The sequence below is a fragment of the Streptosporangium sp. NPDC053982 genome, from assembly GCF_055585205.1.
Genome location: NZ_JBVJKQ010000019.1, coordinates 110,751 through 132,029 on the forward strand (window position 1 = coordinate 110,751; position 21,279 = coordinate 132,029).

Annotated in this window: 24 protein-coding genes; 13 read left to right on the forward strand and 11 right to left on the reverse strand. The window is 73.2% G+C overall.

The genetic code is table 11. The features are described 5' to 3' along the window. Positions 1–215 precede the first annotated feature (215 nt). Positions 216–1,847, forward strand: a complete 1,632-nt coding sequence (locus ACZ6W9_RS31320; RefSeq protein ID WP_470120952.1) for a DUF2637 domain-containing protein — start codon at positions 216–218, stop codon at positions 1,845–1,847. A 696-nt stretch (positions 1,848–2,543) separates the two neighbouring features. Here ACZ6W9_RS31320 and ACZ6W9_RS31325 read toward each other — a convergent pair. The 4 genes from ACZ6W9_RS31325 to ACZ6W9_RS31340 form a co-directional block, all read right to left on the reverse strand. After that, positions 2,544–2,816, reverse strand: a complete 273-nt coding sequence (locus tag ACZ6W9_RS31325; RefSeq protein WP_362940658.1) for a GlsB/YeaQ/YmgE family stress response membrane protein — start codon at positions 2,814–2,816, stop codon at positions 2,544–2,546. 91 nt (positions 2,817–2,907) lie between these two features. Further along, positions 2,908–3,174 (reverse strand): GlsB/YeaQ/YmgE family stress response membrane protein, encoded by a 267-nt coding sequence (locus ACZ6W9_RS31330; RefSeq protein WP_389962036.1) that lies wholly within the window; start codon positions 3,172–3,174, stop codon positions 2,908–2,910. 217 nt (positions 3,175–3,391) lie between these two features. Beyond that, positions 3,392–3,859, reverse strand: coding sequence for a 2-C-methyl-D-erythritol 2,4-cyclodiphosphate synthase (ispF, locus tag ACZ6W9_RS31335; protein WP_389962038.1), 468 nt, complete (start codon positions 3,857–3,859; stop codon positions 3,392–3,394). 17 nt (positions 3,860–3,876) lie between these two features. Then, positions 3,877–4,359 (reverse strand): CarD family transcriptional regulator, encoded by a 483-nt coding sequence (locus ACZ6W9_RS31340; protein WP_362940668.1) that lies wholly within the window; start codon positions 4,357–4,359, stop codon positions 3,877–3,879. A gap of 261 nt (positions 4,360–4,620) precedes the next feature. On the opposite strand from ACZ6W9_RS31340, the gene ACZ6W9_RS31345 reads away from it, so the two are divergent. Beyond that, positions 4,621–5,229 (forward strand): copper chaperone PCu(A)C domain-containing protein, encoded by a 609-nt coding sequence (locus ACZ6W9_RS31345; RefSeq protein ID WP_389962041.1) that lies wholly within the window; start codon positions 4,621–4,623, stop codon positions 5,227–5,229. A gap of 182 nt (positions 5,230–5,411) precedes the next feature. Here the strand turns inward: ACZ6W9_RS31345 and ACZ6W9_RS31350 are convergent, their stop codons facing one another. Continuing rightward, complete coding sequence (locus ACZ6W9_RS31350) at positions 5,412–6,101, reverse strand: response regulator transcription factor (protein WP_362940674.1); 690 nt, start codon at positions 6,099–6,101, stop codon at positions 5,412–5,414. Next, positions 6,098–7,294: a sensor histidine kinase gene (locus ACZ6W9_RS31355; RefSeq protein ID WP_389962044.1), complete on the reverse strand. Its 1,197-nt coding sequence runs from the start codon at positions 7,292–7,294 to the stop codon at positions 6,098–6,100. The genes ACZ6W9_RS31350 and ACZ6W9_RS31355 overlap by 4 nt, the downstream gene beginning before the upstream one ends. Before the next feature lie 146 nt (positions 7,295–7,440). Here ACZ6W9_RS31355 and phoU point away from each other — a divergent pair, with 146 nt between their 5' ends. Further along, entirely contained in the window at positions 7,441–8,097 is a 657-nt protein-coding gene (gene phoU / locus ACZ6W9_RS31360) for a phosphate signaling complex protein PhoU (protein ID WP_362940680.1), read from the forward strand. A 162-nt stretch (positions 8,098–8,259) separates the two neighbouring features. Here the strand turns inward: phoU and ACZ6W9_RS31365 are convergent, their stop codons facing one another. The 5 genes from ACZ6W9_RS31365 to mshA form a co-directional block, all read right to left on the reverse strand. Next, complete coding sequence (locus ACZ6W9_RS31365; protein ID WP_389962047.1) at positions 8,260–9,003, reverse strand: phosphoglyceromutase; 744 nt, start codon at positions 9,001–9,003, stop codon at positions 8,260–8,262. 62 nt (positions 9,004–9,065) lie between these two features. After that, positions 9,066–9,890, reverse strand: a complete 825-nt coding sequence (locus ACZ6W9_RS31370; RefSeq protein WP_389962049.1) for an isocitrate lyase/PEP mutase family protein — start codon at positions 9,888–9,890, stop codon at positions 9,066–9,068. Continuing rightward, positions 9,887–10,861, reverse strand: coding sequence for a cytochrome P450 (locus ACZ6W9_RS31375; RefSeq protein ID WP_389962051.1), 975 nt, complete (start codon positions 10,859–10,861; stop codon positions 9,887–9,889). The genes ACZ6W9_RS31370 and ACZ6W9_RS31375 overlap by 4 nt, the downstream gene beginning before the upstream one ends. Before the next feature lie 56 nt (positions 10,862–10,917). After that, positions 10,918–11,397 (reverse strand): type III secretion system chaperone family protein, encoded by a 480-nt coding sequence (locus ACZ6W9_RS31380; RefSeq protein ID WP_389962053.1) that lies wholly within the window; start codon positions 11,395–11,397, stop codon positions 10,918–10,920. 171 nt (positions 11,398–11,568) lie between these two features. Continuing rightward, a complete protein-coding gene (gene mshA / locus ACZ6W9_RS31385; protein WP_389962055.1) occupies positions 11,569–12,852 on the reverse strand; it encodes a D-inositol-3-phosphate glycosyltransferase in 1,284 nt (427 codons plus the stop codon). 99 nt (positions 12,853–12,951) lie between these two features. Here mshA and ACZ6W9_RS31390 point away from each other — a divergent pair, with 99 nt between their 5' ends. The 10 genes from ACZ6W9_RS31390 (at position 12,952) to ACZ6W9_RS31435 (ending at position 20,927) form a co-directional block, all read left to right on the forward strand. Beyond that, positions 12,952–13,689: an SDR family NAD(P)-dependent oxidoreductase gene (locus ACZ6W9_RS31390; protein ID WP_389962057.1), complete on the forward strand. Its 738-nt coding sequence runs from the start codon at positions 12,952–12,954 to the stop codon at positions 13,687–13,689. A 2-nt stretch (positions 13,690–13,691) separates the two neighbouring features. Further along, positions 13,692–14,489, forward strand: a complete 798-nt coding sequence (locus ACZ6W9_RS31395) for a class I SAM-dependent methyltransferase (protein ID WP_470120958.1) — start codon at positions 13,692–13,694, stop codon at positions 14,487–14,489. Between the two features lie 139 nt (positions 14,490–14,628). Continuing rightward, a complete protein-coding gene (locus tag ACZ6W9_RS31400) occupies positions 14,629–14,985 on the forward strand; it encodes a BlaI/MecI/CopY family transcriptional regulator (protein ID WP_179819823.1) in 357 nt (118 codons plus the stop codon). Continuing rightward, complete coding sequence (locus tag ACZ6W9_RS31405) at positions 14,982–15,908, forward strand: M56 family metallopeptidase (protein ID WP_389962061.1); 927 nt, start codon at positions 14,982–14,984, stop codon at positions 15,906–15,908. The genes ACZ6W9_RS31400 and ACZ6W9_RS31405 overlap by 4 nt, the downstream gene beginning before the upstream one ends. A 73-nt stretch (positions 15,909–15,981) precedes the next feature. After that, positions 15,982–16,575 carry a helix-turn-helix domain-containing protein gene (locus tag ACZ6W9_RS31410; protein WP_389962063.1) on the forward strand — a complete coding sequence of 198 codons (594 nt, stop codon included), beginning with the start codon at positions 15,982–15,984 and terminating at the stop codon, positions 16,573–16,575. After that, positions 16,572–17,018 (forward strand): hypothetical protein, encoded by a 447-nt coding sequence (locus ACZ6W9_RS31415; protein ID WP_389962065.1) that lies wholly within the window; start codon positions 16,572–16,574, stop codon positions 17,016–17,018. The genes ACZ6W9_RS31410 and ACZ6W9_RS31415 overlap by 4 nt, the downstream gene beginning before the upstream one ends. Positions 17,019–17,184: 166 nt before the next feature. Beyond that, positions 17,185–17,523 (forward strand): DUF2516 family protein, encoded by a 339-nt coding sequence (locus ACZ6W9_RS31420; RefSeq protein WP_389962067.1) that lies wholly within the window; start codon positions 17,185–17,187, stop codon positions 17,521–17,523. Positions 17,524–17,722: 199 nt separating this feature from the next. Continuing rightward, complete coding sequence (locus ACZ6W9_RS31425) at positions 17,723–18,280, forward strand: GNAT family N-acetyltransferase (RefSeq protein ID WP_389962069.1); 558 nt, start codon at positions 17,723–17,725, stop codon at positions 18,278–18,280. Between the two features lie 105 nt (positions 18,281–18,385). Beyond that, positions 18,386–19,399: a LacI family DNA-binding transcriptional regulator gene (locus tag ACZ6W9_RS31430; RefSeq protein ID WP_389962072.1), complete on the forward strand. Its 1,014-nt coding sequence runs from the start codon at positions 18,386–18,388 to the stop codon at positions 19,397–19,399. Continuing rightward, entirely contained in the window at positions 19,386–20,927 is a 1,542-nt protein-coding gene (locus tag ACZ6W9_RS31435) for a serine/threonine-protein kinase (RefSeq protein ID WP_470120962.1), read from the forward strand. Before ACZ6W9_RS31430 ends, ACZ6W9_RS31435 begins: the two co-directional genes overlap by 14 nt. Positions 20,928–21,279 lie beyond the last annotated feature (352 nt).

The following is a 21,279-nucleotide window of genomic DNA, read 5'->3' on the forward strand; positions in this document are numbered from 1 at the left end:
CTGCCGGTCCCGGCCGCCCGGCCTGCCTGTCTCCCGGCCGGCCGGCCTGCCTCCTGGTCTCCCTGCCGGCCGTGCCACCCTGCCTGCCGGTCGGCATGGTCGCCGCCGGGCCGACCGGGGTACGGCGGGCCCGCCGTACCGGACGTCCGCGCCGGTCGATCACACGGTTTGCCGGACCGATCATTCCGTGCCCGATTCTGTAGGCTCGAAGGGCCATGGACGTGAAACCCCCCGCGGCGGCGGACCCTGTCTCCCGCCCGTCTGCGCCCCTGCCCGCACCCGCCCGGCCGAGCAGGGCGGCGGCCGCGTTACGACGCGTCGGAATCGCCCTCGCCGGCCTCTGCGTGGCCGCCCTCACCGCCGCCGCGTGCGTGCTCTCCTTCAAGGATCTGCGCGCCCTCGCCGTGACCGGCGAGGCGGATCCCGGGCTGGCCTACCTCTATCCCGCGGCCTTCGACGCGCTGCTCGTCATCGCGATGACCACCGTGCTGCTGCTGCGGAAAGGCCGCTGGCCGGCCCGCCTGCAGGCGGGCCTGGTTCTGGCGCTGCTGCTCGTCGCCGCGGCCGCCGCCGAGGTGACCACGGCCGTGCGGGCCTCGCTGGACGTACGGCAGGCGGCCGTCGGGGTGGCCGTCTCGCCGTGGGTGATGGTGCTGCTGGCACTGTGGCTCTGGTTCCTGCTAATCAAGCACGGCGCCGGCCGGCGGGCCGCCGCCTCCGGCCCGGGTACGGCGAGCCGGGACGGCCACGGCGGGGACGCGGGAGGCGCCGGGGCCGCCGGGAACGTGGCCGGGCGGCGGGACCGCGGTGACATCGTGCCGTTCCCGGACGCCGCCTCGGACTCCGGCGCGGGCGGGTCCTCCGCGATCGCAGGCAGGCCTTCCGCGGACACCGATTCCGGTTCCGCCTCGCGCGGCTCCTCCCCCGTCGCGGGCACGCCCTCCCCGGACTCCGCCCCGGACTCCGTCGCGGATGCTCCCTCCGCCGTCGCGAGGACGTCTTCACCGGGCGCCGTCCCATACGCCGCCCCGACCGGCAACGCGACCGGCGCAACCGACACGAAGGACGGCGCGGCCGACGGCGATCGTCCGCGGCCCGCCCGCCCCGTGGAGCGGGCCCCGCACACACCTCCGGGGGAACCGGTCCACCACGCTCCGGTGGAGACCCCGCTGGATCCGCAGGCCGCCCCGCCGCTGGAGTCGGCGCCGCACCACGACCTTCCACCCGCGGTTCCGCTGGTCGGCCCCACCCCGGCTCCGGTGACCCCCGAGGTCGACGAGCTGCCGCCCATCGACGCCCCGGACCCGGACCCCGCCCCGGACGGGGACGCGGACCCGGACCCCGCCCCGGCGCCGCCCACGGCCCCCGAAGCGCCCACCGGCTCCGGACCCTCCGCCGGCTCCGAGCCCTCCGGTTCCGAGGACCGTACCGGCTCCGGTTCCGCGGTCCCACCGGCCGCCGGGCCGGCCGCGGTCCCCGCGCCCGGCAGGCCGGTGCGCTGGGGGGATCTGCTCCGGCCCTCGAAGGGGGACGTGCTGGTCCATCCGCTCCGCCCTGCCGTACCGGAGACCGTGGCCGAAGAGCAGGAGGCCGACGAGCGAGGGGCCGACACCCAGCCGATGCTCGCGATCTCCGACGAGAACGAGGACGGGGACGGGAGCGGGAGCGGGGACGAGGGGCGGGACCCGGCGGGGAGGCCCGGCGCGCCGGGCCTCGTTCCGGATCCCGATCCGGCACACGGCGCCGAGACCGCCGACCCCGATGAGGAGCCCGCGGACGGCGGCACGGCCGCGGCCCCGCCGCCCTCGGGGCGCATGCGGAGCACTCCCACCCCGCCGGACGAGTGAGGTCCTGACCGGCCGTCCCCGCGCCGCCGGACGATGGAAGCCGCACCATAGGAGCCGCACCGCGGGAGCCGTACCACTCGATGGGATCCGGAGCCGCCGCGTGTGGGCGTACCGACGCGGGTGGGCGCCCGTACCGGCGCGTGACGGGAACCGGGGACGCCGGGGCATGCGGTGGGGCCGGAGCACCGGGTGGAGAGAACAGGGTGGAGAGAACGGGGCGGCCGTAGGGCCCGGATGTCACCGCATGAGAAGAGGGCGGTGGCCGCGTAACGACGCGGCCGCCGCCCTCTTCTCCGATGCCGGACCGGCCCGCAGCTATTCGCTCACACTCGGTGAGCGGCGCCCCGCTGCGGGCCGGCGCCCTGCTCACCTCCGCGCCCGTCCCCGGATGGACCAGGGCCAGCCATTTCATGAAATGTCTAGAAATGGGGGAAACGGTGGTGACCCACTCTCCTGGGGCATGCCGAGCGGGTCACCCGCGAGGGCGGCGACATCGTGCGGGCCGCTGCCCTCACCTCCGGGCGGGAGGGCGTTCGTCCGGGTCACGGCGAGACCACCGGGGTCGGGTGCCCCGCCGTACCGGTTGTTCTCCGACCGCCCCCGGGTCCTGTTCCGTGGATCCCCCCGAAGCAGACGGGACGATCCGCGGGACAGGGCCCGGCGGCGGCTCGCTTCGCGGGCCGTCGGGCCGGTGACTCACACCCTGGAGTGCGGCCGCTTCAGAGCGGCGACCAGGCCGACACCGACGGCGGCGAGGACGACCTGCATGACGAGCTCGATCCAGTCGATTCCGTCCGTGGTGGCCACGCCGAGGGACTGGGCGATCGCGGTGCCGATGAGCGCGGCGACGATGCCGACGGCGATGGTCAGGAACCAGCCGATCGGCTGCCGGCCGGGAAGCACGAGACGACCGAGGGCGCCGACGACGGCACCGATGACGATGGCCCCGAGGATGGACGCGATGGTCATATGAACCTCCTCAATGGGATGAGATCTTCACCTCACGGGAGGTTGGCTACCCTCCGGGCCGGAGTTATGCGTGACGGCTGGGAATTCGAGGTCACAGAGTTTTCTTCTGTCGCAGCTGGGCCACGGCCAGCACCCCGATGACCGCGAGGGCGAGCTGGATGATGTGCTCCCACCAGTTGATCCCCGGCGTCCGGGCGAGCCCGAGGGCGGCCGCGATGGCGGTGCCGATGAGCGCGGCGACGATGCCGACGATGACCGTCAAGCCGACGGAGATGTTCTGCCTGCCTGGAAGGATGAGGCGCGCCAGCGCCCCGATGACGGCACCGATGATGATCGCGGCGATGATGGATCCGATCATGTCCGGCTCTCCCCCCGGTACGGAACATGTCATCAGGGGATTACCCAGGACGTTCACCGGTCACTCAGGAAAGGTGGTGGCCCGCACCGCGCCAGTTGACGGGCCACCGCCCCGGATGTCTCGGCGGGCATTCCGCGCCGCCCGCCGGAACGCTTTCGCGTTCGTACAGAAGACGTCCGTCTCCCCGCTCGGGTTCACCCGCCGGGGGAGATCCTCCCTACGAGGGAGCCCGGTTCATCACGATCGCGGTCGCGACGGCCGCCACGCCCTCGCCGCGCCCGGTGAGCCCCAGACCGTCGGTCGTGGTGGCGCTGACGCTCACCGGCGCGCCCACGGCGGCGGAGAGCACCCTCTCCGCCTCGGCCCGGCGCGGCGCGAGCTTGGGCCGGTTGCCGACCACCTGGACGGCCACGTTGCCGATCTCGAAGCCGGCCGCGCGCACCGTACGGGCCGCCTCACCCAGCAGGGTGACACCGGAAGCGCCCGCCCAGCGGGGATCGGCGGTGCCGAACAGCCCGCCGAGGTCGCCCAGGCCCGCCGCGGACAACAGGGCGTCACAGGCGGCGTGGGCCGCCGCGTCGCCGTCGGAGTGCCCGGCGAGGCCGGTCTCGCCGGGCCAGTGGAGCCCCGCGAGGTGCAGTTCGCGGCCGGATGCGAACGGGTGGACGTCGACTCCGACGCCCACCCGTGGAAATATCGTGTTCAGGAGTTGAGAACCTCGTCCAGAAGTGCCTCGGCCTTGTCCTCATTGGTCTTCTCCGCGAGCGCGAGCTCGCTGACCAGGATCTGCCGGGCCTTGGCCAGCATACGCTTCTCTCCCGCGGAGAGCCCGCGCTCCTTGTCTCGTCGCCACAGGTCGCGAACGACCTCGGCCACCTTGTTGACGTCACCGGACGCCAGCTTCTCCAAGTTGGCCTTGTAGCGGCGGGACCAGTTCGTGGGCTCTTCGGTGTGAGGCATGCGAAGCACGTCGAAAACGCGCTCAAGACCCTCTTGCCCGACGACATCGCGAACACCGACGAGTTCGGCGTTGTCTGCCGGCACCTGGACGGTAAGGTCGCCCTTGTCGACCTTGAGAACCAGGTAGGACCTTTCCTCACCCTTGATGGTCCGGGTCGTGATTGCTTCGATCCGAGCAGCCCCGTGGTGGGGGTAGACGACAGTGTCGCCGACCTGGAAAGTCATGTGACAAGTACCCCTTCCGCTGTACTCAAGAGTACCACGTATCCACAGCCTCCCGGAACAGTGAAATCACCATAACTGCAGGTCAAAGCGGCGTCTTATGGCTTGACAAACGCCCGCCCCTGTGAATCGCCAGGCTGAAAAGCGGTCCCGGCCTGCATTCGGCGTCCTTCCCCGAGCGGGCGGGCCGCCGGAAAACCCGGTATTGGACACGGATAGGGTTGGCCCTGTTCTGCATCCAGTGTGACAAGGAGACCCCGTACCGTGACCCGCAACAGCCGTCGCTGGGCGACCGTCGCCGCCGCGTTCCTCGCCGCCGCCCCCGTCCTGGCCGGCTGCGGTACCGGAATGGACGCCAACACCAGCAGGCCCTACCACGCGACCGAGGCCGTCACCGTCCGGCAGAACGGCATCGACGTCTCCCAGGCGTTCTTCCTCGGCCCCGAGCCCGGCTCGCAGATCGCGGCCGGCGGGGCGACCCCCCTGTACATGTCGCTGGTCAACAGCGCGCAGGCCCCCGACCAGCTCGTCGGCGTCGGCGTCGACCCGGCCGTGGGCACCGCGAAGATCCCCTCGCCGGTCGAGCTCAAGCCGGGCCAGGGAGTGCGGATCGGCACGCCCACGCCCACCATCGTGGTGGACGGTCTGAAGCAGCCCCTGCGCGGCGGGGAGAGCATCAAGATCCAGCTCCAGTTCGCCAACGCCGGCATCATCCCGGTGACGGTTCCGGTCATCACCCGCAGCCGCGAGTTCGCCACCCTGGCGCCGGCGTCGGGCGGGGGCCAGGGCGCCACGCCGTCGGCGAGCCCCTCGGCGAGCCCCACGGAGGGCGCGACGGCGTCGCCGTCCCCCAGCCCCTCGACCACCGAGTGACCGGCGGCCCGCACGCCGGAGCCGGCGGAGCGGGCCCCGACCGGCATGCGAAAGGGCGGACGGGGGATCACCCCGCCCGCCCCTCTCCCGTTCTCCACGTCCTCCTCACGGCCCCGCCGCGGCCGTGGGCGGGGCCGGGGACGGACCCCGGCCGTACGCGGGGACGGAGCCCGCGGGCGGCGTCAGCTCTCCACGGGGTCGAACTTGTAGCCCAGCCCGCGGACGGTGAGGATGCAACGCGGGTTGGAGGGGTCGGCCTCGACCTTGGCGCGCAGCCGCTTGACGTGCACGTCCAGGGTCTTGGTGTCGCCCACGTAGTCGGCGCCCCAGACCCGGTCGATGAGCTGGCCCCGGGTGAGCACCCGGCCGGCGTTGCGCAGCAGCACCTCCAGCAGCTCGAACTCCTTCAGCGGGAGCTGGACCTGGTCCCCGCGGACGGCGACGACGTGCCGGTCGACGTCCATCCGGACCGGGCCGGCGGCGAGCACGGCCGACTCCGGCTCCTCGGCGTCGCCCTGGCGGCGCAGCACCGCGCGGATGCGGGCCACCAGTTCCCGCGAGGAGAACGGCTTGGTCACGTAGTCGTCGGCGCCCAGCTCCAGCCCCACGACCTTGTCGATCTCGCTGTCCTTGGCGGTGAGCATGATCACCGGGACGTTGGAGCGCTGGCGCAGCGAGCGGCAGACCTCGGTCCCCGGCAGGCCGGGCAGCATCAGGTCGAGCAGCACCAGGTCGGCGCCGTTGCGGTCGTAGGCGTCCAGCGCCTCGGGGCCGGTGGCCGCTACCGCGACCTCGAAGCCCTCCTTGCGCAGCATGTAGGACAGGGCGTCGGAGAAGGACTCCTCGTCCTCGACGACAAGCACGCGAGTCACTGCGCGGCCTCCAGGGGGATCGGGGTGGTACGGGGTACGGCCACCGCCGTCCCGCCGAAGGCGGGCAGGCGGAGGGTGAAGGTGGAGCCGGAGCCTTCCTTGCTCCACACCGTCACCGCGCCGTTGTGGGCGGCGGCGACGTGCTTGACGATGGCCAGGCCGAGGCCGGTGCCGCCGGTGGCGCGTGAGCGGGCGGCGTCGACGCGGAAGAACCGCTCGAAGATCCGCTCCTGGGCGCTCTCCGGGATGCCGATCCCCTGGTCGCTCACGCTGATCTCGACCGACTCGTGGTGCGGGCCGACGGCCCGCGCGCTGACCACGACCCGGGTCTGCTCGGGACTGTAGGCGACCGCGTTGTCGATGAGGTTGCGCAGCGCGGTGACGAGGAGCTCGTCGTCACCCCAGATCCGCAGGCCCTCGACGCCGCCGGTGACCAGGCTGATGTTCTTGGCCGCGGCGGTGGTGTTGCAGCGGTCGACGGCCTCGTGCACGGCGTCGTCGACCGGGACGGGCCCCGGGGTGGGGATGGGTTCGGCCCCCTGGATGCGGGAGAGCGTGATGAGGTCCTGGACGAGGTAGTTCAGGCGTGCGGCCTCGTGCTGCATCCGCCCGGCGAAGCGGGTGACCGCCTCGGGGTCGTCGGCGGCGTCCTGGATGGTCTCGGCCAGCAGTGACAGAGCGCCCACCGGCGTCTTGAGCTCGTGGCTCACGTTGGCGACGAAGTCGCGGCGCACCGCCTCGACCCGGCGGTGCTCGGTCTGGTCCTCGGCGAGCACGAGCACCTGGCCGTAGGAGCCCAGCGGGGCGACCCGGACCGCGAACGACGTGGAGTCCTGGCCGAACTTGTGCCCGGCGACCTCGATCTCGCTCTCCCGGATCTCGCCGTCCCGGCGGACCCGCCTGGCCATCGCGAGGAGTTCGGCCACCACCAGGTGGTCGCCCTTGACGAGACCGAACGCCCGCGCGGCCGAGCTGGCCCGGAGCACCCGGTCGTCCCTGTCGAGCACGACCGCCGAGGACGGCAGTACGGCCAGCACGGAGGCGACGCCCGGCGGCAGCGCGCCGGGCGCGACGTCGTCCACCGGCGTCAGCACGACACGACGGCTTTCGACGTTGTGCCGGACGACCATCACGGCCAGCGCCCCGACGACGAAGCCGGCCAGCGCGGCCAGGCTCGCCAGCAGCTCACCCATAGGGTCCTCCTGTAGGCTTCACGGTCCCGATGGTAGGCGGGCGTTTTCCTCTTCAGGCAGCTCAGAGCGGCACTACAACGGCCTTTCCCACAATGTTCACTTTACGGTCGGGGTTCGTTCACCGTCGCCCGCGTACGTTGAGGGCCATGCGCGACCTCTACCACGAAGAACTCGACGCCCTCACCGACCGGCTGATCGAGATGACCCGCCTGGTGCGATCCGGGATCTCCCGGGCCACCACCGCACTGCTGGACTCCGACCTCCAGCTCGCGGAGAGCGTCATCTCCCAGGACGAGGAGGTCGACCGGCTCTTCACGGAGATGGAGGCGTCGATCTTCGACCTGATGGCCCGGCAGCAGCCGGTGGCCGTCGACCTCCGCATCATCATCGCCGCCCTGCGGATGGGCACCGACCTGGAGCGGATGGGCGACCTCGCCGAGCACGTGGCCAAGGTCGTACGGCTGCGCCACCCGGAGTCGGCGATCCCGCCGGAGCTGCGCGCCACCATCCTGGAGATGGGCCAGGTCGCCGAGCGCCTGGTCACCAAGACCGGCAGCTGCATCGCCTCGCGCGACGTGGAGTCCGCCATGGAGATGCACGGCGACGACGACGCCATGGACCGGCTGCACCGCAGGCTGTTCAAGACCCTGCTGGCGGACGACTGGAAGCACGGCGTCGAGCCGGCCATCGACGTGACGCTGATCGGCCGCTACTACGAGCGCTACGCCGACCACGCGGTCCGCGTCGCCAACGACGTGGTCTACCTGGTGACCGGCTCCCGTCCGCAGGACGGCGTTCTGTAGGCGCCCTGCGGCGGAACTCGGGATCGGGGCCCGGAGCCCGTCACCACGGGAGCCGGGGCACGGGATCGGGGAGATCGAGGAAGATCGGGGGAAGGGGAAGGGCCCGCCGTCGCGGCGGGCCCTTCCCCTTCGTTCTCTCCTCGCGTGTTCCCGCGGCCCGGGCTACCTGCCCTGGTTGGCCACGGCCTCGATGGCGGAGGCGGCGGCCTCCGGGTCGAGGTACTCGCCGCCCTTGGTCACCGGGTGGAAGTCGTCGTCCAGCTCGTAGCGGAGCGGGATGCCGGTGGGGATGTTGAGCCCGGCGATCTCGTCGTCGCCGATCCGGTCGAGGTGCTTGACCAGCGCCCGCAGCGAATTGCCGTGCGCGACGACCAGGACGGTACGGCCGGCCGCCAGGTCGGGAACGATCCGGTCGTACCAGTAGGGCAGCATCCGCTCGACGACGTCCTTGAGGCACTCGGTCCGCGGCAGCAGCTCACCCGGCAGCAGGGCGTAGCGCGGGTCGCCGGCCTGCGAGAACTCGTCGTCGTCGGCGATCGGGGGCGGCGGGACGTCGTAGGAGCGGCGCCAGAGCATGAACTGCTCGTCGCCGAACTCGGCCCGGGTCTGCGCCTTGTCCTTGCCCTGGAGCGCGCCGTAGTGACGCTCGTTGAGCCGCCAGGAGCGGTTGACCGGGAGCCAGAGCAGGTCGGCGGCGCCCAGCGCGAGGTTCGCGGTCTGGATCGCCCGGGTCAGCACCGAGGTGTGGACCACATCGGGCCGCACCCCGGCCTCCAGCAGCAGCCGCCCGCCGCGCCGTGCCTCCTCCTCGCCCTTCTCCGACAGCCCGGCGTCCACCCATCCGGTGAACAGCCCCTTGGCGTTCCATTCGCTTTCGCCATGCCGCAGCAGCACCAAAGTCGCCATGCGGCCAAGCCTAGAGCGTGCCCGCACCCCGGCACGGAGCGGCCACCGCATCGGAACCCTCCTCACCACCGGAGCCCGTCGGCCGCCGGGCCCTCCCCGTCACCGGGACCCGCCAGCCGCTCGACCTCCTCGTAGGAGGGCGCCTCGGCCACCGGGTGGCCGCCCGCGGCGACGGCCAGCGCCGTACCGGTGACCGCGCCCAGCGCCGCGCGGAACAGCAGCGAGCCGAAGCTGATCCGCCGCACCCCCGCCTCCGCCAGCCGGGACGGCGGCACCCCCGGCTGGACGAGCACGTTCAGCGGCACCCCGGCCGCCGTGGCGAGCGCCTCCAGGTCCCGTCCGGCGGTCGCACCCGGGACGAACACCCCGTCGGCTCCGGAGTCGGCGTAGATCCGCGCCCGCCGTACGGCCTCGGTGAGGGCGCCGGGCATGCCCAGCCAGAACGGGTCGGTGCGGGCGTTGACGAACAGGTCCGGCGCGCTGTCCTTGATCGCTCTGATCAGCCTCCCCTGCTCGGCGGGACCGGCCAGCCGGGCGCCGCGGCCGTCCTCGACGTTGACGCCCGCGATCCCCATGGCGGCCAGGTTCCCGGCCAGTTCGGCGACCTCGGCGGGCGAGCCGCCGAAGCCGTCCTCGATGTCCACCGTGACCGGGACGTCCAGGTGCGCGATCCGGCGGGCCAGCGCCAGCGTCTCGGCGCGGGTCGCGCCCGCGGCGTCCGGCTTGCCCGCCGCGGCCGCCACTCCGAGGCTGGTGGTCCCCACGGCCGCGAACCCGGCCGCCGCCAGCACCGCGGCCGAGGCGTGGTCCCAGGCGTTGGGAAGCACCAGCGGCTCGGGGCCGTGGTGCAGCGCCCTGAAGCGCTCGAACACCGTCTCCGCCGTCATCGCCGTACCGCCTCGACCACGCCGGCCGCCAGTGCCAGCGCGATCCGTTCGGCGGGGCAGGGCCGCGGTCCGGCGCCGAAGGTCAGGTGCCGCGGGGAGCGGCCGGGCCGGAAGCGGTCCGGATCGTCGAACACGCGCGGGTCCCGGTTGGCCGCGGCCACGTCCAGCAGAACCGTCGTCCCGGCCAGGACTCCCCCGGCGGCCCGCCGTACGGCGACGCGGCGCAGCATCCGCACGGGCGGGTCGTGGCGCAGCGTCTCGGTCAGCAGGCTCTCCACCGGGCAGAGGCCGGCGCCGGCCTCCGGCGTACTCCCGTCGGGATCGGCGGTTCCCTGCGCTTTCCGAGCGGCTCCGCCCGCTCCCGGCGTGTTCCGGGTGGGTCCATCCGCCGCCAGGGCGTTCCGGACGAGACCCGCGGTGGCCGCGCACGCCTGGGCGAGCAGCCCGGCCAGTACGGCGAGCCGCTCCGGCTCAGGGTCGCCGAGCAGCCGTGACAGCTCGGCCAGGCCCGCGTCGGCCGCGTCGTCGTCCGCAGGGGTGGACGGGGCGGCCTGGACAGGTGAGGTGGGCGGGGTCGCGGGGGGCGGATAGGCGGGGGCGAGCGCCGCGACCGCCCGCGCCGCCCGCGCGCCGTCCTCGGCCCGAACGCCCAGCGCGACGGCCAGCACCTCCACCGGCACCAGTTCCGGGCTGGAATGCCCCGCCGTACGGCGGAACGCCTCGGCGCGCAGCGTCCGCTCGTCCAGTCCGTCGAGCACGCGCACCGCCGCGGCCCGGCGGGCGGCGTGCACGGGGCCGTCGGCGAAACGGCCGACCGCGCCGCGCAACCAGGCGACGGTCAGCGAGAAGGGCGGTCGCGGCACCTCGGGCACGGTCAGGGCGGGGTCGGCCAGGAGCGCCCGCACCTCGTCGTAGCGGCTCACGACGATCGGCTGGGCCGGCCGGGCCGTGCTGTTCGGCTGAGAGGTCATGACCCGCACGCTAGGCGCGGAACCCTTCGGCGCCGGCCGAAACGTCCGGCGGGGGATCAGTCGCCGGGTTCGGCGAACCGGGCGAACGCCCTGAGGTTGGCCAGCGACTCGCCGCGCTTGGCGCGCCACTCCCACTCGCGCCGGATCGAGGAGGCGAAGCCCAGCTCCAGCGCCCGGTCGAAGCCCTCGTCGGAGTAGGTCAGCACGCAGCCCAGCAGCCGGTCGATCTCCTCCTCGGAGACCGCGCCGAGCGGCGCCCGGCCGACGAGGTAGACGTCGCCGACGGGGTCGAGGGCGAAGTGCACGCCGTACATGGAGCCGTTCTTGGTCAGCAGCCAGCGGTAGAACTCGATGTGGTTCTCGTCCGGCTGGCGGCAGAAGAACGCCTCGACGTGCAACGCCTGGTCACCGACGATCAACCACGTCATGGTGGCGAGCTTGTGCTGGCCGGGGAGCTTGACCAGGAACGCCCCCGGCCGGGGTTCCTCGTAGGAGACCTCTGCGCCTTTCAGCGCCGCCTCGATCACTTCGCGCATGCGTCCACCCTACGAGCCGCCCGCGCGGAGGGACGCGGAGCGGGGGACGGCGGGCGGGACGGGGAACCCGGAGAGGCGTGCCCCGCCGTACGGCGGAGGGACGACGGGCGGGACGGGGAGCCCCGGAGAGGCGTGCCCCGCCGTACGGCGTACGGGCGGCGGGGCGCGGGATCAGCAGGAGACGGCGATCGGGACCCGGTGCAGGTGCGCCATCGCCCCGGCGTAGACCTCCGAGAGGCGGGCGGCGGTGGCCGACCACCCGAAGGCCGCCGCGTGGTTCACCGCGCCCGCCGACAGCGCGTCACGCCAGGCGGGCCGGTCCACGAACCGGGTGAGCACCCGTCCCCAGTCGTACGGGTCGTGGCCGTCGACGAGCACGCCGGAGACGCCGTCGCGCACGGCGGTGCGCAGGCCGCCCACGGAGGCCGCGGCGACCGGGGTGCCGCAGGCCTGCGACTCCAGGGCGACCAGGCCGAACGACTCGTTGTGCGAGGGGACGGCGGTGACGTCGGCCGCGCGGTACCAGTCGGCCAGCTCGGGCTGGGGCGCTGGCGGGACGATCCTGACGACGTCCTCGATGTCCAGGGAGGCGGCCAGGTCGGACAGGTACGAGGGACGGCTCCGGCCGTTGCCGCTGAGGCCGCCGACGCAGGCGACGACGAGTTTCTCCCGGAGCGAGGGGCGCTCGGCGAGCATCCGGGCCGCGGCGCGCAGCAGCACGTCGGGGGCCTTGAGCGGCTGCACCCGGCCCACGAACAGCAGCACGTGGGCGTCGCGGGGCAGGCCGAGCCTGCGGCGGGCCGCCCTGCGGGATCCCGGCCGGAAGACGCCGAGGTTCACCCCGGGGTTGACGACGGCGACGCGGCCGGAGGCGGCGCCGTACAGGTCGACGAGCTCGCGGGCCTCGGTCGGGGTGTTGGCCACCAGGCGGTCGGCGACCTGGACGACCTGCTCCTCGCCCAGCACCCGCCCGGTCGGCTCGGGCTTGTCGTCCTCGGCCAGCAGGAGGTTCTTCACCTTGGCCATGGTGTGCATGGTGTGCACCAGCGGCACGCCCCAGCGCTCCTTGGCCAGCCAGCCCACCTGGCCCGACAGCCAGTAGTGGGAGTGGATCAGGTCGTAGCGTCCCGGGTCGTACATCGCCTCGGTGCGCAGCACGCCCGACAGGAACGCGCAGAGCTGGCCGGGCAGGTCGCCCTTGTCGAGCTCCTCGTACGGTCCCGCGGTGATGTGACGGACGGAGACGCCCGGGACGATCTCGGCGACCGGGGGAAGTTCACGAGCCGTCTGCCTGGTGAAGATCTCGACCTCGATCCCGAGATCGGCCAGGCGCTTGGCCACCTCCACGATGTAGACGTTCATGCCGCCGGCGTCCCCGGTCCCCGGCTGGTCCAGGGGGGACGTGTGCATGCTGATCGTCGCGATCCGGCTGACCCGCCGTCGCCTCACGGACACCACCTCCGAAAACGCTTTAACCACTCAATACTTCGCAACATTCCCAGCATCCGGACTCCCCGGGGGTACCGGTGAACCGCCCTGGCAGGATGGGACGCCATGAGGAAGACAGCGGTCGTCACGGGTGCAAGCAGCGGGATCGGCGCGGCCACGGCGCGCCGGCTGGCCGCGGAGGGATTCGACGTGGTGGCGGGCGCGCGCCGCCGCGACCGTCTCGACGAGCTGGCGGCCGAGGTGCCCGGGATCCGCCCGGTGACGCTGGACGTGACCTCCCAGGAGTCGGTGGACGGACTCGCCGCCTCGCTCGACCGCTGCGACGTCCTGGTGAACAACGCGGGCGGCGCGATCGGCCTCGAACCGGTGGCCGGCGCCGACCTGGCCGACTGGCAGCGGATGTACGACGTCAACGTGCTCGGCTCGCTCCGGATGACCCGGGCGCTGCTGCCCCGCCTGATCGCCTCGGGCGACGGCGTGCTGCTGATGCTCACCTCGGTGGCCGGGCTGGTCTCCTACGAGGGCGGCGGCGGTTACGTCGCGGCCAAGCACGCCCAGAGCTCGATGACCGAGGTGCTGCGGCTGGAGCTGTGCGGCGAGCCGGTCCGGGTCGTCGAGGTGGCCCCGGGGATGGTGCACACCGAGGAGTTCTCGCTGAACCGCTTCCGGGGCGACTCCTCCGCCGCCGACCGCGTCTACGAGGGCGTCCCCGGCCCCCTGTCGGCCGACGACGTCGCCGACGCCATCGCCTGGTGCGTCACCCGCCCCGCCCACGTGAACGTCGACCGGCTGGTCATCCGGCCCCGCGCCCAGGCCGCCCAGCACAAGGTCCACCGCGTCTGACGATGGCGAAACCGGTCGGGGAGATCACCAGGGGGACCACGGGCCACAACCGGCTGCGGCGGGTGGACCGGTGGATCACCGCCGCCTGCGGCCGGCTCCTGCGGTCGGCGGACCGCCCGCTGGTGGTCGACCTCGGCTACGGGGCCTCGCACGTCACGACCCTGGAGCTGTTCGGGCGGCTGCGCGCGGTCTGCCCGTCGGTCGAGGTCGTCGGGGTGGAGATCGACCCGGCCCGGGTGGCGGCGGCCAGGCCGTACGAGCGGCCGGGGCTGTCCTTCGCGCTCGGCGGCTTCGAGCTGCCGGTGGGCAGGCCGCCGCTGCTGGTGCGGGCCTTCAACGTGCTGCGGCAGTACGGCGAGGCCGAGGCGTGGGACCACTGGGCGCTGCTGCGGAGCCGGATCGCGCCGGGCGGGATGATCGTCGAGGGCACCTGCTCCGAGGTGGGGCACCGCGCGACCTGGGTGGGGCTCGACGGGAACGGGCCGCGGACGCTGACCTTCGCGGCCCGGTTCGACGCCTTCGACCGCCCCTCCGACCTCGCCGAGCGGCTGCCCAAGACGTTGATCCACCGCAACGTCCCCGGTGAGCCCGTCCACGCCTTCCTGCGCGACTTCGACCGGGCCTGGGCGGTCAACGCCGCGCTCGGCGCCCACGGCGCGCGCCAGCGCTGGATCGCCGCCGCCCGGACGCTCGCCGCGTCCTGGCCGGTGGCCGAGCGCCCGCCGCTCGGGGGCGAGGGCCGCTGGCGGCTCGGTGAGCTGACCCTCGACTGGGCGGCGGTCGCCCCCCGGAACCCGTGACCGGGGCAGTGACCGGGGCCGGGGCAGTGACCGGGACCGGGACCGGGAACCCTGACGGGAAGGCCATTTCCGCGTGACCCGAGGTGACTCGACAACCCGTAGTACTACCCCTCGTGGTGCGGGAGCTAGGCTTGTTCCCGTGAAGGGTCTGGGCGAGCTGGAACGCAGCATCATGGACATCATCTGGGCGCAGTCATCTCCGGTGACGGCGCGCGAGGTCGGGCGTCTCATCGCCGACCGCGACCTCGCGCCCACCACCGTGATGACCGTCCTCGACCGACTGACCCGCAAGGGCTTCCTCGTGCGCACCCGTTCCGGGCGCGCCTGGCGCTACGAACCGGCGGAGAGCCGCGACGCGTACGTCGCGGAGCTTATGCTTGAGGCGTTGGACATGACCGGAGACCGGTCCGCCGCGCTCACCAGGTTCGCCCAGGCCGTTTCCGGCAGCGAGGCGGAGATCCTGCTCAGAGCCCTTTCGGAGCTGGAGGACGAGTGATAACCGCTGCAGCCCTGGCGATACTCGCCGTGGTCTGCGCGGTCGGAGCCTGGCGGTTCACCCACGCGCGGTGGACCTACCGCGCCCCCCATGTGGCCATCGTCCTGTGGCAGGCGCTCGGAGTGACCTGGGGCCTGGCGGGGACGGGCGCCCTGCTGGCCTACGCCCTGGAGCCCTACCGGCAGGGAGTGCTGCACGGCCTCCTCTCCTTCGTCCGCTCGGCCTTCGACGGCGGCTACGACGCCCCCGGCCCCTACGACGTGCCGAGGATCCTCGCCCTCATCACGGGGCTGACCGCGCTGGCCGTGCTGGTCGTCGTGCTGCTCACCGCGGCCTCCCAGACGCTCCGCGCCCGGCGCCGCCACCGCGTCCTGCTGGCGCTCGTCTCCCATGACGATCCCGGCGTCCCGGGGGTGCGGGTCCTCGACCATCCCGGCGCCACCGCCTACTGCGTGCCCGGCCTGCGTTCCCAGGTCGTCGTCAGCGCCGGCACCCTGAAGCTGCTGTCCCCCGACGAGCTGACCGCGGTGCTCGCCCACGAGAGCGCGCACGTCCGTGAGCGCCACGACCTGGTGCTGCTGCCGTTCGCCGCCCTGCACCGGGCGCTGCCCTGGTCCCGGCTGGTCAGGCGGATACAGAGCGAGGTCGGGCTGCTGGTGGAGATGGCCGCCGACGACGCCGCCCGCCGCTACTGCTCTCCCCGCCGCCTGGCCACGGCCCTGCTGCGCTTCGGCACGGCCGGCAGCGTCCCGGCCCCGCAGGGCACGCTCGGCGCGGCGGGCACCTGCGACGCGGTGATGGCCCGGGTGCAGCGCCTGGTCACCCCGGCTCCGGACCTGCCCCGGCGGATCCGCTATGCCATCGTCGTCTTCTCGGTCACGCTGACCTCCTCGGCCCCGCTGCTCTGGCTGCTCCCGCACTAGACCGCACCGGCCCCGTTTGCTGGTGTTAGCCATCGTGTTTGCATTTGCAAGCAGTGTGATGCACACTGGAGGCATGGCATTACCGAAGGTCGGTTCGATCGGCGAGTACATCCGGGAGCAGCGCACGCAGGCGAAGATCTCTCTGCGCCAGCTGGCCGCCTCGGCCGGGGTCTCCAACCCCTACCTCAGCCAGATCGAGCGGGGCCTGCGCAAGCCCAGCGCGGAGATCCTCAACCAGATCGCCAAGGGCCTGCAGATCTCCTCCCAGGCACTTTACGTTCAGGCCGGCCTCATCGAGGACCGTGTGCCCGACAGTGACGTGCTGACCGCCATAAGAGCCGATCACAGCATCACCGAGCGGCAACGCCAGGTGCTGATCGACATCTACGAGTCGTTTCGCAAGGAGAACCGGGCGGAGGCGCCGGCCGAGGGAGCGCGTGCCGAGCGGGACGCGCACCCGGCGGCGGAGTCTCCGGGGGGCGCCGCGGACTCCTCGCCCGACGGCACGCCCTCGCCGGAGGACCGCGTGACCACTCCCTCTCCGGGAGGTCCCGCGACCGTCCCCTCACCGGGGGACCGCCCGGCCACGCCGGAGGACGGCGGGTCTCCGAAGGCGGCGGCGAAACCCAGGACATCGAACCGGAAAACCAGGAGGACCGATCAATGACGTTCACCACCGAGGTCAAGAAGCTGGCTGACTCCAAGCCGTTCTACGCCGTGGCGGGCGCGGGCGACTTCGCGGTCGAGAAGCTCCGCGAGCTCCCCGACCAGCTGCAGCGGCTCCAGGGTCGCCGCGAGGAGATCCGCGAGGCCGCCAAGGACCTGCCCGACCGGGCCAGGACGTTCGCCGGCAAGGCCGAGGTCTACGCCAAGGACTTCCCGGAGAAGGCCCGCGTCTACGCCGACCAGTTCACCAGCATGGCGACCGGCCTCTACGAGGAGTTCGCCACCCGGGGCCGCAAGGTCGTCTCCCGGACGACCGGCGAGGCCGCGCTGGAGCTGGAGGAGGTCTCCGAGGCCGCCGAGCCGGCGATCGCCGCGTCGGCCACCAACGCCTCGCCCAGGAAGACCACCCGCACCACCAAGCCGAACAACGCCGCGCGCTCCTGACGCCGGCACCGCGCCCGCCCCGCGTCCCCGCCCGCTCCTCGCGGCGGGGACGCGGGGCGGGCGCCTCTGTCCATGCGCCTCTGTCCATCTCTGTTCGCGTGCCGCACGCGCGTTCCGGCGGCACTAGTCTGAGATGCAGCGGCAAGGCGAGCGTTTAGGAGAGGCGATGTTTCAGATCCACGGCGTGCTGGACCTGATCTTCTGGGTGCTTTCCATCGCCGCGTTCGCCATGTCGGCCTGGGCCCTCTTCCACGCCGTACGGACGTCGGCGCGAGCGTTCGCGGTCGCCGGCAAGAAGAGCAAGAAGTTCTGGCTGATCGTGCTGGGCCTGGCCGCCCTCTTCTCGTTCGCCTCGGCGGTGGGCTACTTCGGGATCGGCCTCGGCCAGCTCAACATCTTCGCCATCGCCGCGGTGATCGCGGCCGGCATCTACCTCGCGGACGTGAAGCCCGCCGTCGGCGAGGTCGGCCGGGGCGGCAACTCGGGCCCCTACGGCCCCTGGTGACCCGGGCGCGCGCCGCCGGGCTCGCCGGCGACGCGGCCGGGGCCCCGCGACCCCCGGCCGTCCGGCCGTGCGCCCGCGTCGCCGGCCCCGCCGGCACGACCCGGACCCGCGGCCCCTGGTGATCCCTGTCCCCAACCCCTGACGGCTCTTGGCCGTAACCCCCTTGTCCGGCGGGTGACGTGCCCGGTAGACATTCCGGATGATGTTCGCCGACAAACCCACCCTGCCCGGGGACCGCGTGACGCTCCGCCCCGTCGGGCCCGAGCACGTCGAGGGGCTGTGGGAGCTGGTCAACGATCCGGAGACCCGCCGGCTGACCGGCTCGCACGCGACGCCCAACCACGAGGCGACGAAGCGCTGGTACGCCACCCGCGGTGAGCACGGCGACCGGCTGGACCTGGCGATCTGCGCCAACGACCAGGACGGCGCCTATGTCGGGGAGGTCGTCCTCAACGACCTCGACACCGACAACCTCTCCTGCAACCTGCGCATCGCCCTGATCGGGCCCAAGGTGTTCGGCAGGGGGTATGGCGGCGAGGCGATCCGGCTGGTGCTCGGCCACGCCTTCACCACCACGCCGCTTCACAGGATCCACCTGGAGGTCTTCGCCTTCAACGAGCGGGCCCTGCACGTGTACAAGAAAGCCGGGTTCGTCCAGGAGGGCGTGCACCGCGACGCCCTGCGCTGGGACGGGGGTTGGCATGACTCGATCGCCATGGCGGTACTCGCCCCTGACTGGCGAGTCAGGGAAGATTGACATACATGTAGTGATTTTTTGGAAACATCTTTTGACACTTCCGAAACAATGCTACGTTCACTGGGAGCGCTCCCACCTGTGCGGAACCTTGGTGTGGAGGAAGTTATGTCAGATCTACCCACACTTGCCCAGGTCGCGGCTGAAGCGGGGGTCTCCCCCGCCACGGCGTCCCGGGTACTCACCGGATCGGTGCGGGTCAGCACGTCGACCCGCAGGCAGGTGCACGACGCGATCTCACGTCTCGGTTACGTACGGCACCGCGCCCCCCGGGGCGGAGCCGGACGCCGGTGCGACCACATGGTGGCCGTGGTGCTCTGCGAACCGGTGCATCGTCTGTTCACCGAGCCGTTCTACGCCAGACTGATCACCGCGGCGGAGGAGGTGCTCACCCGCCACGGCGTCCCCCTCGCGATGATGACGGCCACCGCCGCCACCTCGACCATCGCCACCCCACCGCTGGTCTCGGGCGGCGTCGACGGCGTCCTCCTCATCGGCGCGAGGGAGCGGCACCCGCTCGCGGTCACCCTGGCGGCCTCCGGAGTACCGGTGCGGTGCCTGGGCAAGCCGCCGGAGGGCATCGAACTCCCGCACGTCGACATGGACAACCGCGATGGCGGACGGCAGGCCGCCGAGCACCTGCTGCTCGGCGGACGCAAGTCCATCGCCGTCATCGCGGGCCCGCCCGGCCTTCCGGCGGCGCGGGACCGGCTCGACGGCTTCCTGCAGACACTCGCCCTCGCCGGGATGACCGGGGTGCCGGTGGCCTACGGCGACTTCAGCCACAACTCGGGCGTGCACGGCACACAGTGGCTGCTGCGCCGGATGCCGAACGTGGACGCGGTGTTCGCGGCCTCCGACGTGATGGCCGCCGCGGCCGTCCAGACGCTCCGGCGGGCCGGACGAAGGGTGCCGGACGACGTGGCCGTGATCGGCTTCGACGACGCCCCCATCGCCCGGCGGACCTCTCCCCCGCTGACCACCGTGCGTCAACCCGTGGAGGAGTTCGCCGCCCTGGCCGCCCGCCTGCTGCTGCTGGCCATGTCGTCGCCGTCCACGGCCGGCGGCGCGGGCAACAACCCGGTCCTGCCCACCGAGCTGGTGGTCCGTGAGTCCGCCTGAGCCCGTCGGACTCCGGGCGGGAGACGTCCTCGCCCGCCGCTACGACCTGGTGGAGCCGATCGCGGCCGGTGGCATGAGCGTCATCTGGCGTGCCTTCGACCGGTCCCTGCAGCGGCAGGTGGCGGTCAAGGTGCTGGACGGCGAGATCGGCTCCGACCGGGGAGACCGGGAGCTGATCCGCCGGGAGGCCCGCGCCACCGCGCGTCTCATCCACCCGGACGCGATCGAGGTGTACGACTACGGCGAGACGGTCACCACCCGGGGCCGTCTCGCCGCCTACGTGGTCATGCGCCTGCTGGAGGGCCGGCCGCTGGCCGACCGGATCGCCGAGGGGCCGCTGCCGTGGCGGGAGGCGGCGGCCATCGCCGCCCGGCTGGCCGCCGTGCTGGCCACCGCCCATGCCCGCGGCATCGTCCACCGCGATGTGACCGCCGAGAACGTGCTGCTGACCGCGGACGGCGCCAAGCTGCTCGACTTCGGCATCGCCGCGTTCATCGGCGAGGACGACGACGACCACACCTCCGACTACGGCACCCCTCCCTACGTCGCGCCGGAGCGGCTGACCGGCACGACGGCCGACCCGGCCGGCGACGTGTACGCGCTCGGCGTGCTGCTGTTCGAGATGCTCACCGGCGGCCCGCCGTACCCGGAGCGGACCTGGGAGGAGATCGAGAACGCGAGACGGGAGGGACCCCCGCCGGAGGTCCAGGCGCCGGGCCTGCCGCCCGAGGTCGCCGCGCTCTGCCGGAGCTGCCTGTCGGCCGATCCGGCGAAGCGGCCGAAGGCGCGCGAGGTGGCCGACCGGCTCGCCCGGCTGCCGTCCACGATCCGTACGACGGCGCGGACCGTGATCGTGCGATGGACGCTGGTGGCGGCCGCGGTGCTGCTGGCGGCGGGCGCGCTGACGTGGCACCAGATGTTCGGCCCGGGAAGCCAGCGGCACGGACCGGGCACGGCGCTCGGCCCCGCCACCCGGCCCGCCCCGTCCGCGACCCCGCGTCTCGGCGCCTCTCCCACCCCGGGCCGGGCCCGTTCCCCCGACCCCTCCTCCCCTGTCTCTCCAGACCGGTCCGCGGGCTCCCCTGACCAGCCCGCGGACCTTTCCACGCCGTCCGCGGACCCCCCTGACCGGTCCGCGGACGGCGGGGACGGACCCGTCGGCTCCCCCGAGCGATCCTCGGGGGAGCCGCAGCATGCGGACCGGAAGACCCACGCGCGGCGGTCGCCGCCGGACCGCGGGTCGCTGGAGACCGCCCCCGTGGCGGAGGTGTCGCGACTGCCGGACCTGGAAGGGAGCGTGCGCGGCTTCAACGCGCTGCTCGCCGAGGGGGAGAGCAGGGGCGGCATACGTCCGGATGTGGCGCTGGACCTGCGCCAGGTGCTGGACAACGTCGTCTGCTGCTCCGGTGAGCTCACCGCGGTCCGGGAGAAGATCGACACCCGGTACCGGGAGGGCGCCCTGTCGGACGAGTTCCGTGACGCGCTGAAGGCCCAGCTCCGGTACGTGGCACTGGCGCTGGTCGGCTGACCGGCCGGCCGCGTCCCGCCGGTGACCGCCCGGGGCGCGGCTCCGGCCCGTGACGTCCGGCGCGGGCGCCACCACCGGCCGCGTCCCGCCGTACCGGGGGCGCGGACCGGTGCCGCGGGCATCGGGACCGGTCCGCACCGCGTCCCGCGGGGCGCGGCCGGTGAAACTTTCACGGAACCGGAGGGAAGGCGGGAGCCGTACGGGGCCGGGACGGCGCAGGTCACACGGTCCGCGGGGGAGACGGAGCCGGTGGCGGGCGGTTGACGCGCGTCCGCCGGGCGTCCAAGCATGACGACGCGACCGGCCGCACCCTCCACCCTCCCTCGCGGGGATCCCCCCGCGGGCAGATCCG

Excerpts from the sequence above, each read along its gene's own strand:
- ACZ6W9_RS31410 (WP_389962063.1), top strand. The coding sequence starts at position 15,982 with ATGGCATTACCGAAGGTCGGTTCGATCGGCGAGTACATCCGGGAGCAG.
- ACZ6W9_RS31370 (WP_389962049.1), bottom strand. The coding sequence starts at position 9,890 with ATGACGGCGGAGACGGTGTTCGAGCGCTTCAGGGCGCTGCACCACGGC.
- ACZ6W9_RS31390 (WP_389962057.1), top strand. The coding sequence starts at position 12,952 with ATGAGGAAGACAGCGGTCGTCACGGGTGCAAGCAGCGGGATCGGCGCG.
- ACZ6W9_RS31380 (WP_389962053.1), bottom strand. The coding sequence starts at position 11,397 with ATGCGCGAAGTGATCGAGGCGGCGCTGAAAGGCGCAGAGGTCTCCTAC.
- ACZ6W9_RS31325 (WP_362940658.1), bottom strand. The coding sequence starts at position 2,816 with ATGACCATCGCGTCCATCCTCGGGGCCATCGTCATCGGTGCCGTCGTC.
- ACZ6W9_RS31340 (WP_362940668.1), bottom strand. The coding sequence starts at position 4,359 with ATGACTTTCCAGGTCGGCGACACTGTCGTCTACCCCCACCACGGGGCT.
- ACZ6W9_RS31365 (WP_389962047.1), bottom strand. The coding sequence starts at position 9,003 with ATGGCGACTTTGGTGCTGCTGCGGCATGGCGAAAGCGAATGGAACGCC.
- ACZ6W9_RS31320 (WP_470120952.1), top strand. The coding sequence starts at position 216 with ATGGACGTGAAACCCCCCGCGGCGGCGGACCCTGTCTCCCGCCCGTCT.
- ACZ6W9_RS31395 (WP_470120958.1), top strand. The coding sequence starts at position 13,692 with ATGGCGAAACCGGTCGGGGAGATCACCAGGGGGACCACGGGCCACAAC.
- ACZ6W9_RS31420 (WP_389962067.1), top strand. The coding sequence starts at position 17,185 with ATGTTTCAGATCCACGGCGTGCTGGACCTGATCTTCTGGGTGCTTTCC.
- ACZ6W9_RS31375 (WP_389962051.1), bottom strand. The coding sequence starts at position 10,861 with ATGACCTCTCAGCCGAACAGCACGGCCCGGCCGGCCCAGCCGATCGTC.
- ACZ6W9_RS31355 (WP_389962044.1), bottom strand. The coding sequence starts at position 7,294 with ATGGGTGAGCTGCTGGCGAGCCTGGCCGCGCTGGCCGGCTTCGTCGTC.
- ACZ6W9_RS31425 (WP_389962069.1), top strand. The coding sequence starts at position 17,723 with ATGATGTTCGCCGACAAACCCACCCTGCCCGGGGACCGCGTGACGCTC.
- ACZ6W9_RS31330 (WP_389962036.1), bottom strand. The coding sequence starts at position 3,174 with ATGATCGGATCCATCATCGCCGCGATCATCATCGGTGCCGTCATCGGG.
- phoU (WP_362940680.1), top strand. The coding sequence starts at position 7,441 with ATGCGCGACCTCTACCACGAAGAACTCGACGCCCTCACCGACCGGCTG.
- ACZ6W9_RS31415 (WP_389962065.1), top strand. The coding sequence starts at position 16,572 with ATGACGTTCACCACCGAGGTCAAGAAGCTGGCTGACTCCAAGCCGTTC.
- ACZ6W9_RS31430 (WP_389962072.1), top strand. The coding sequence starts at position 18,386 with ATGTCAGATCTACCCACACTTGCCCAGGTCGCGGCTGAAGCGGGGGTC.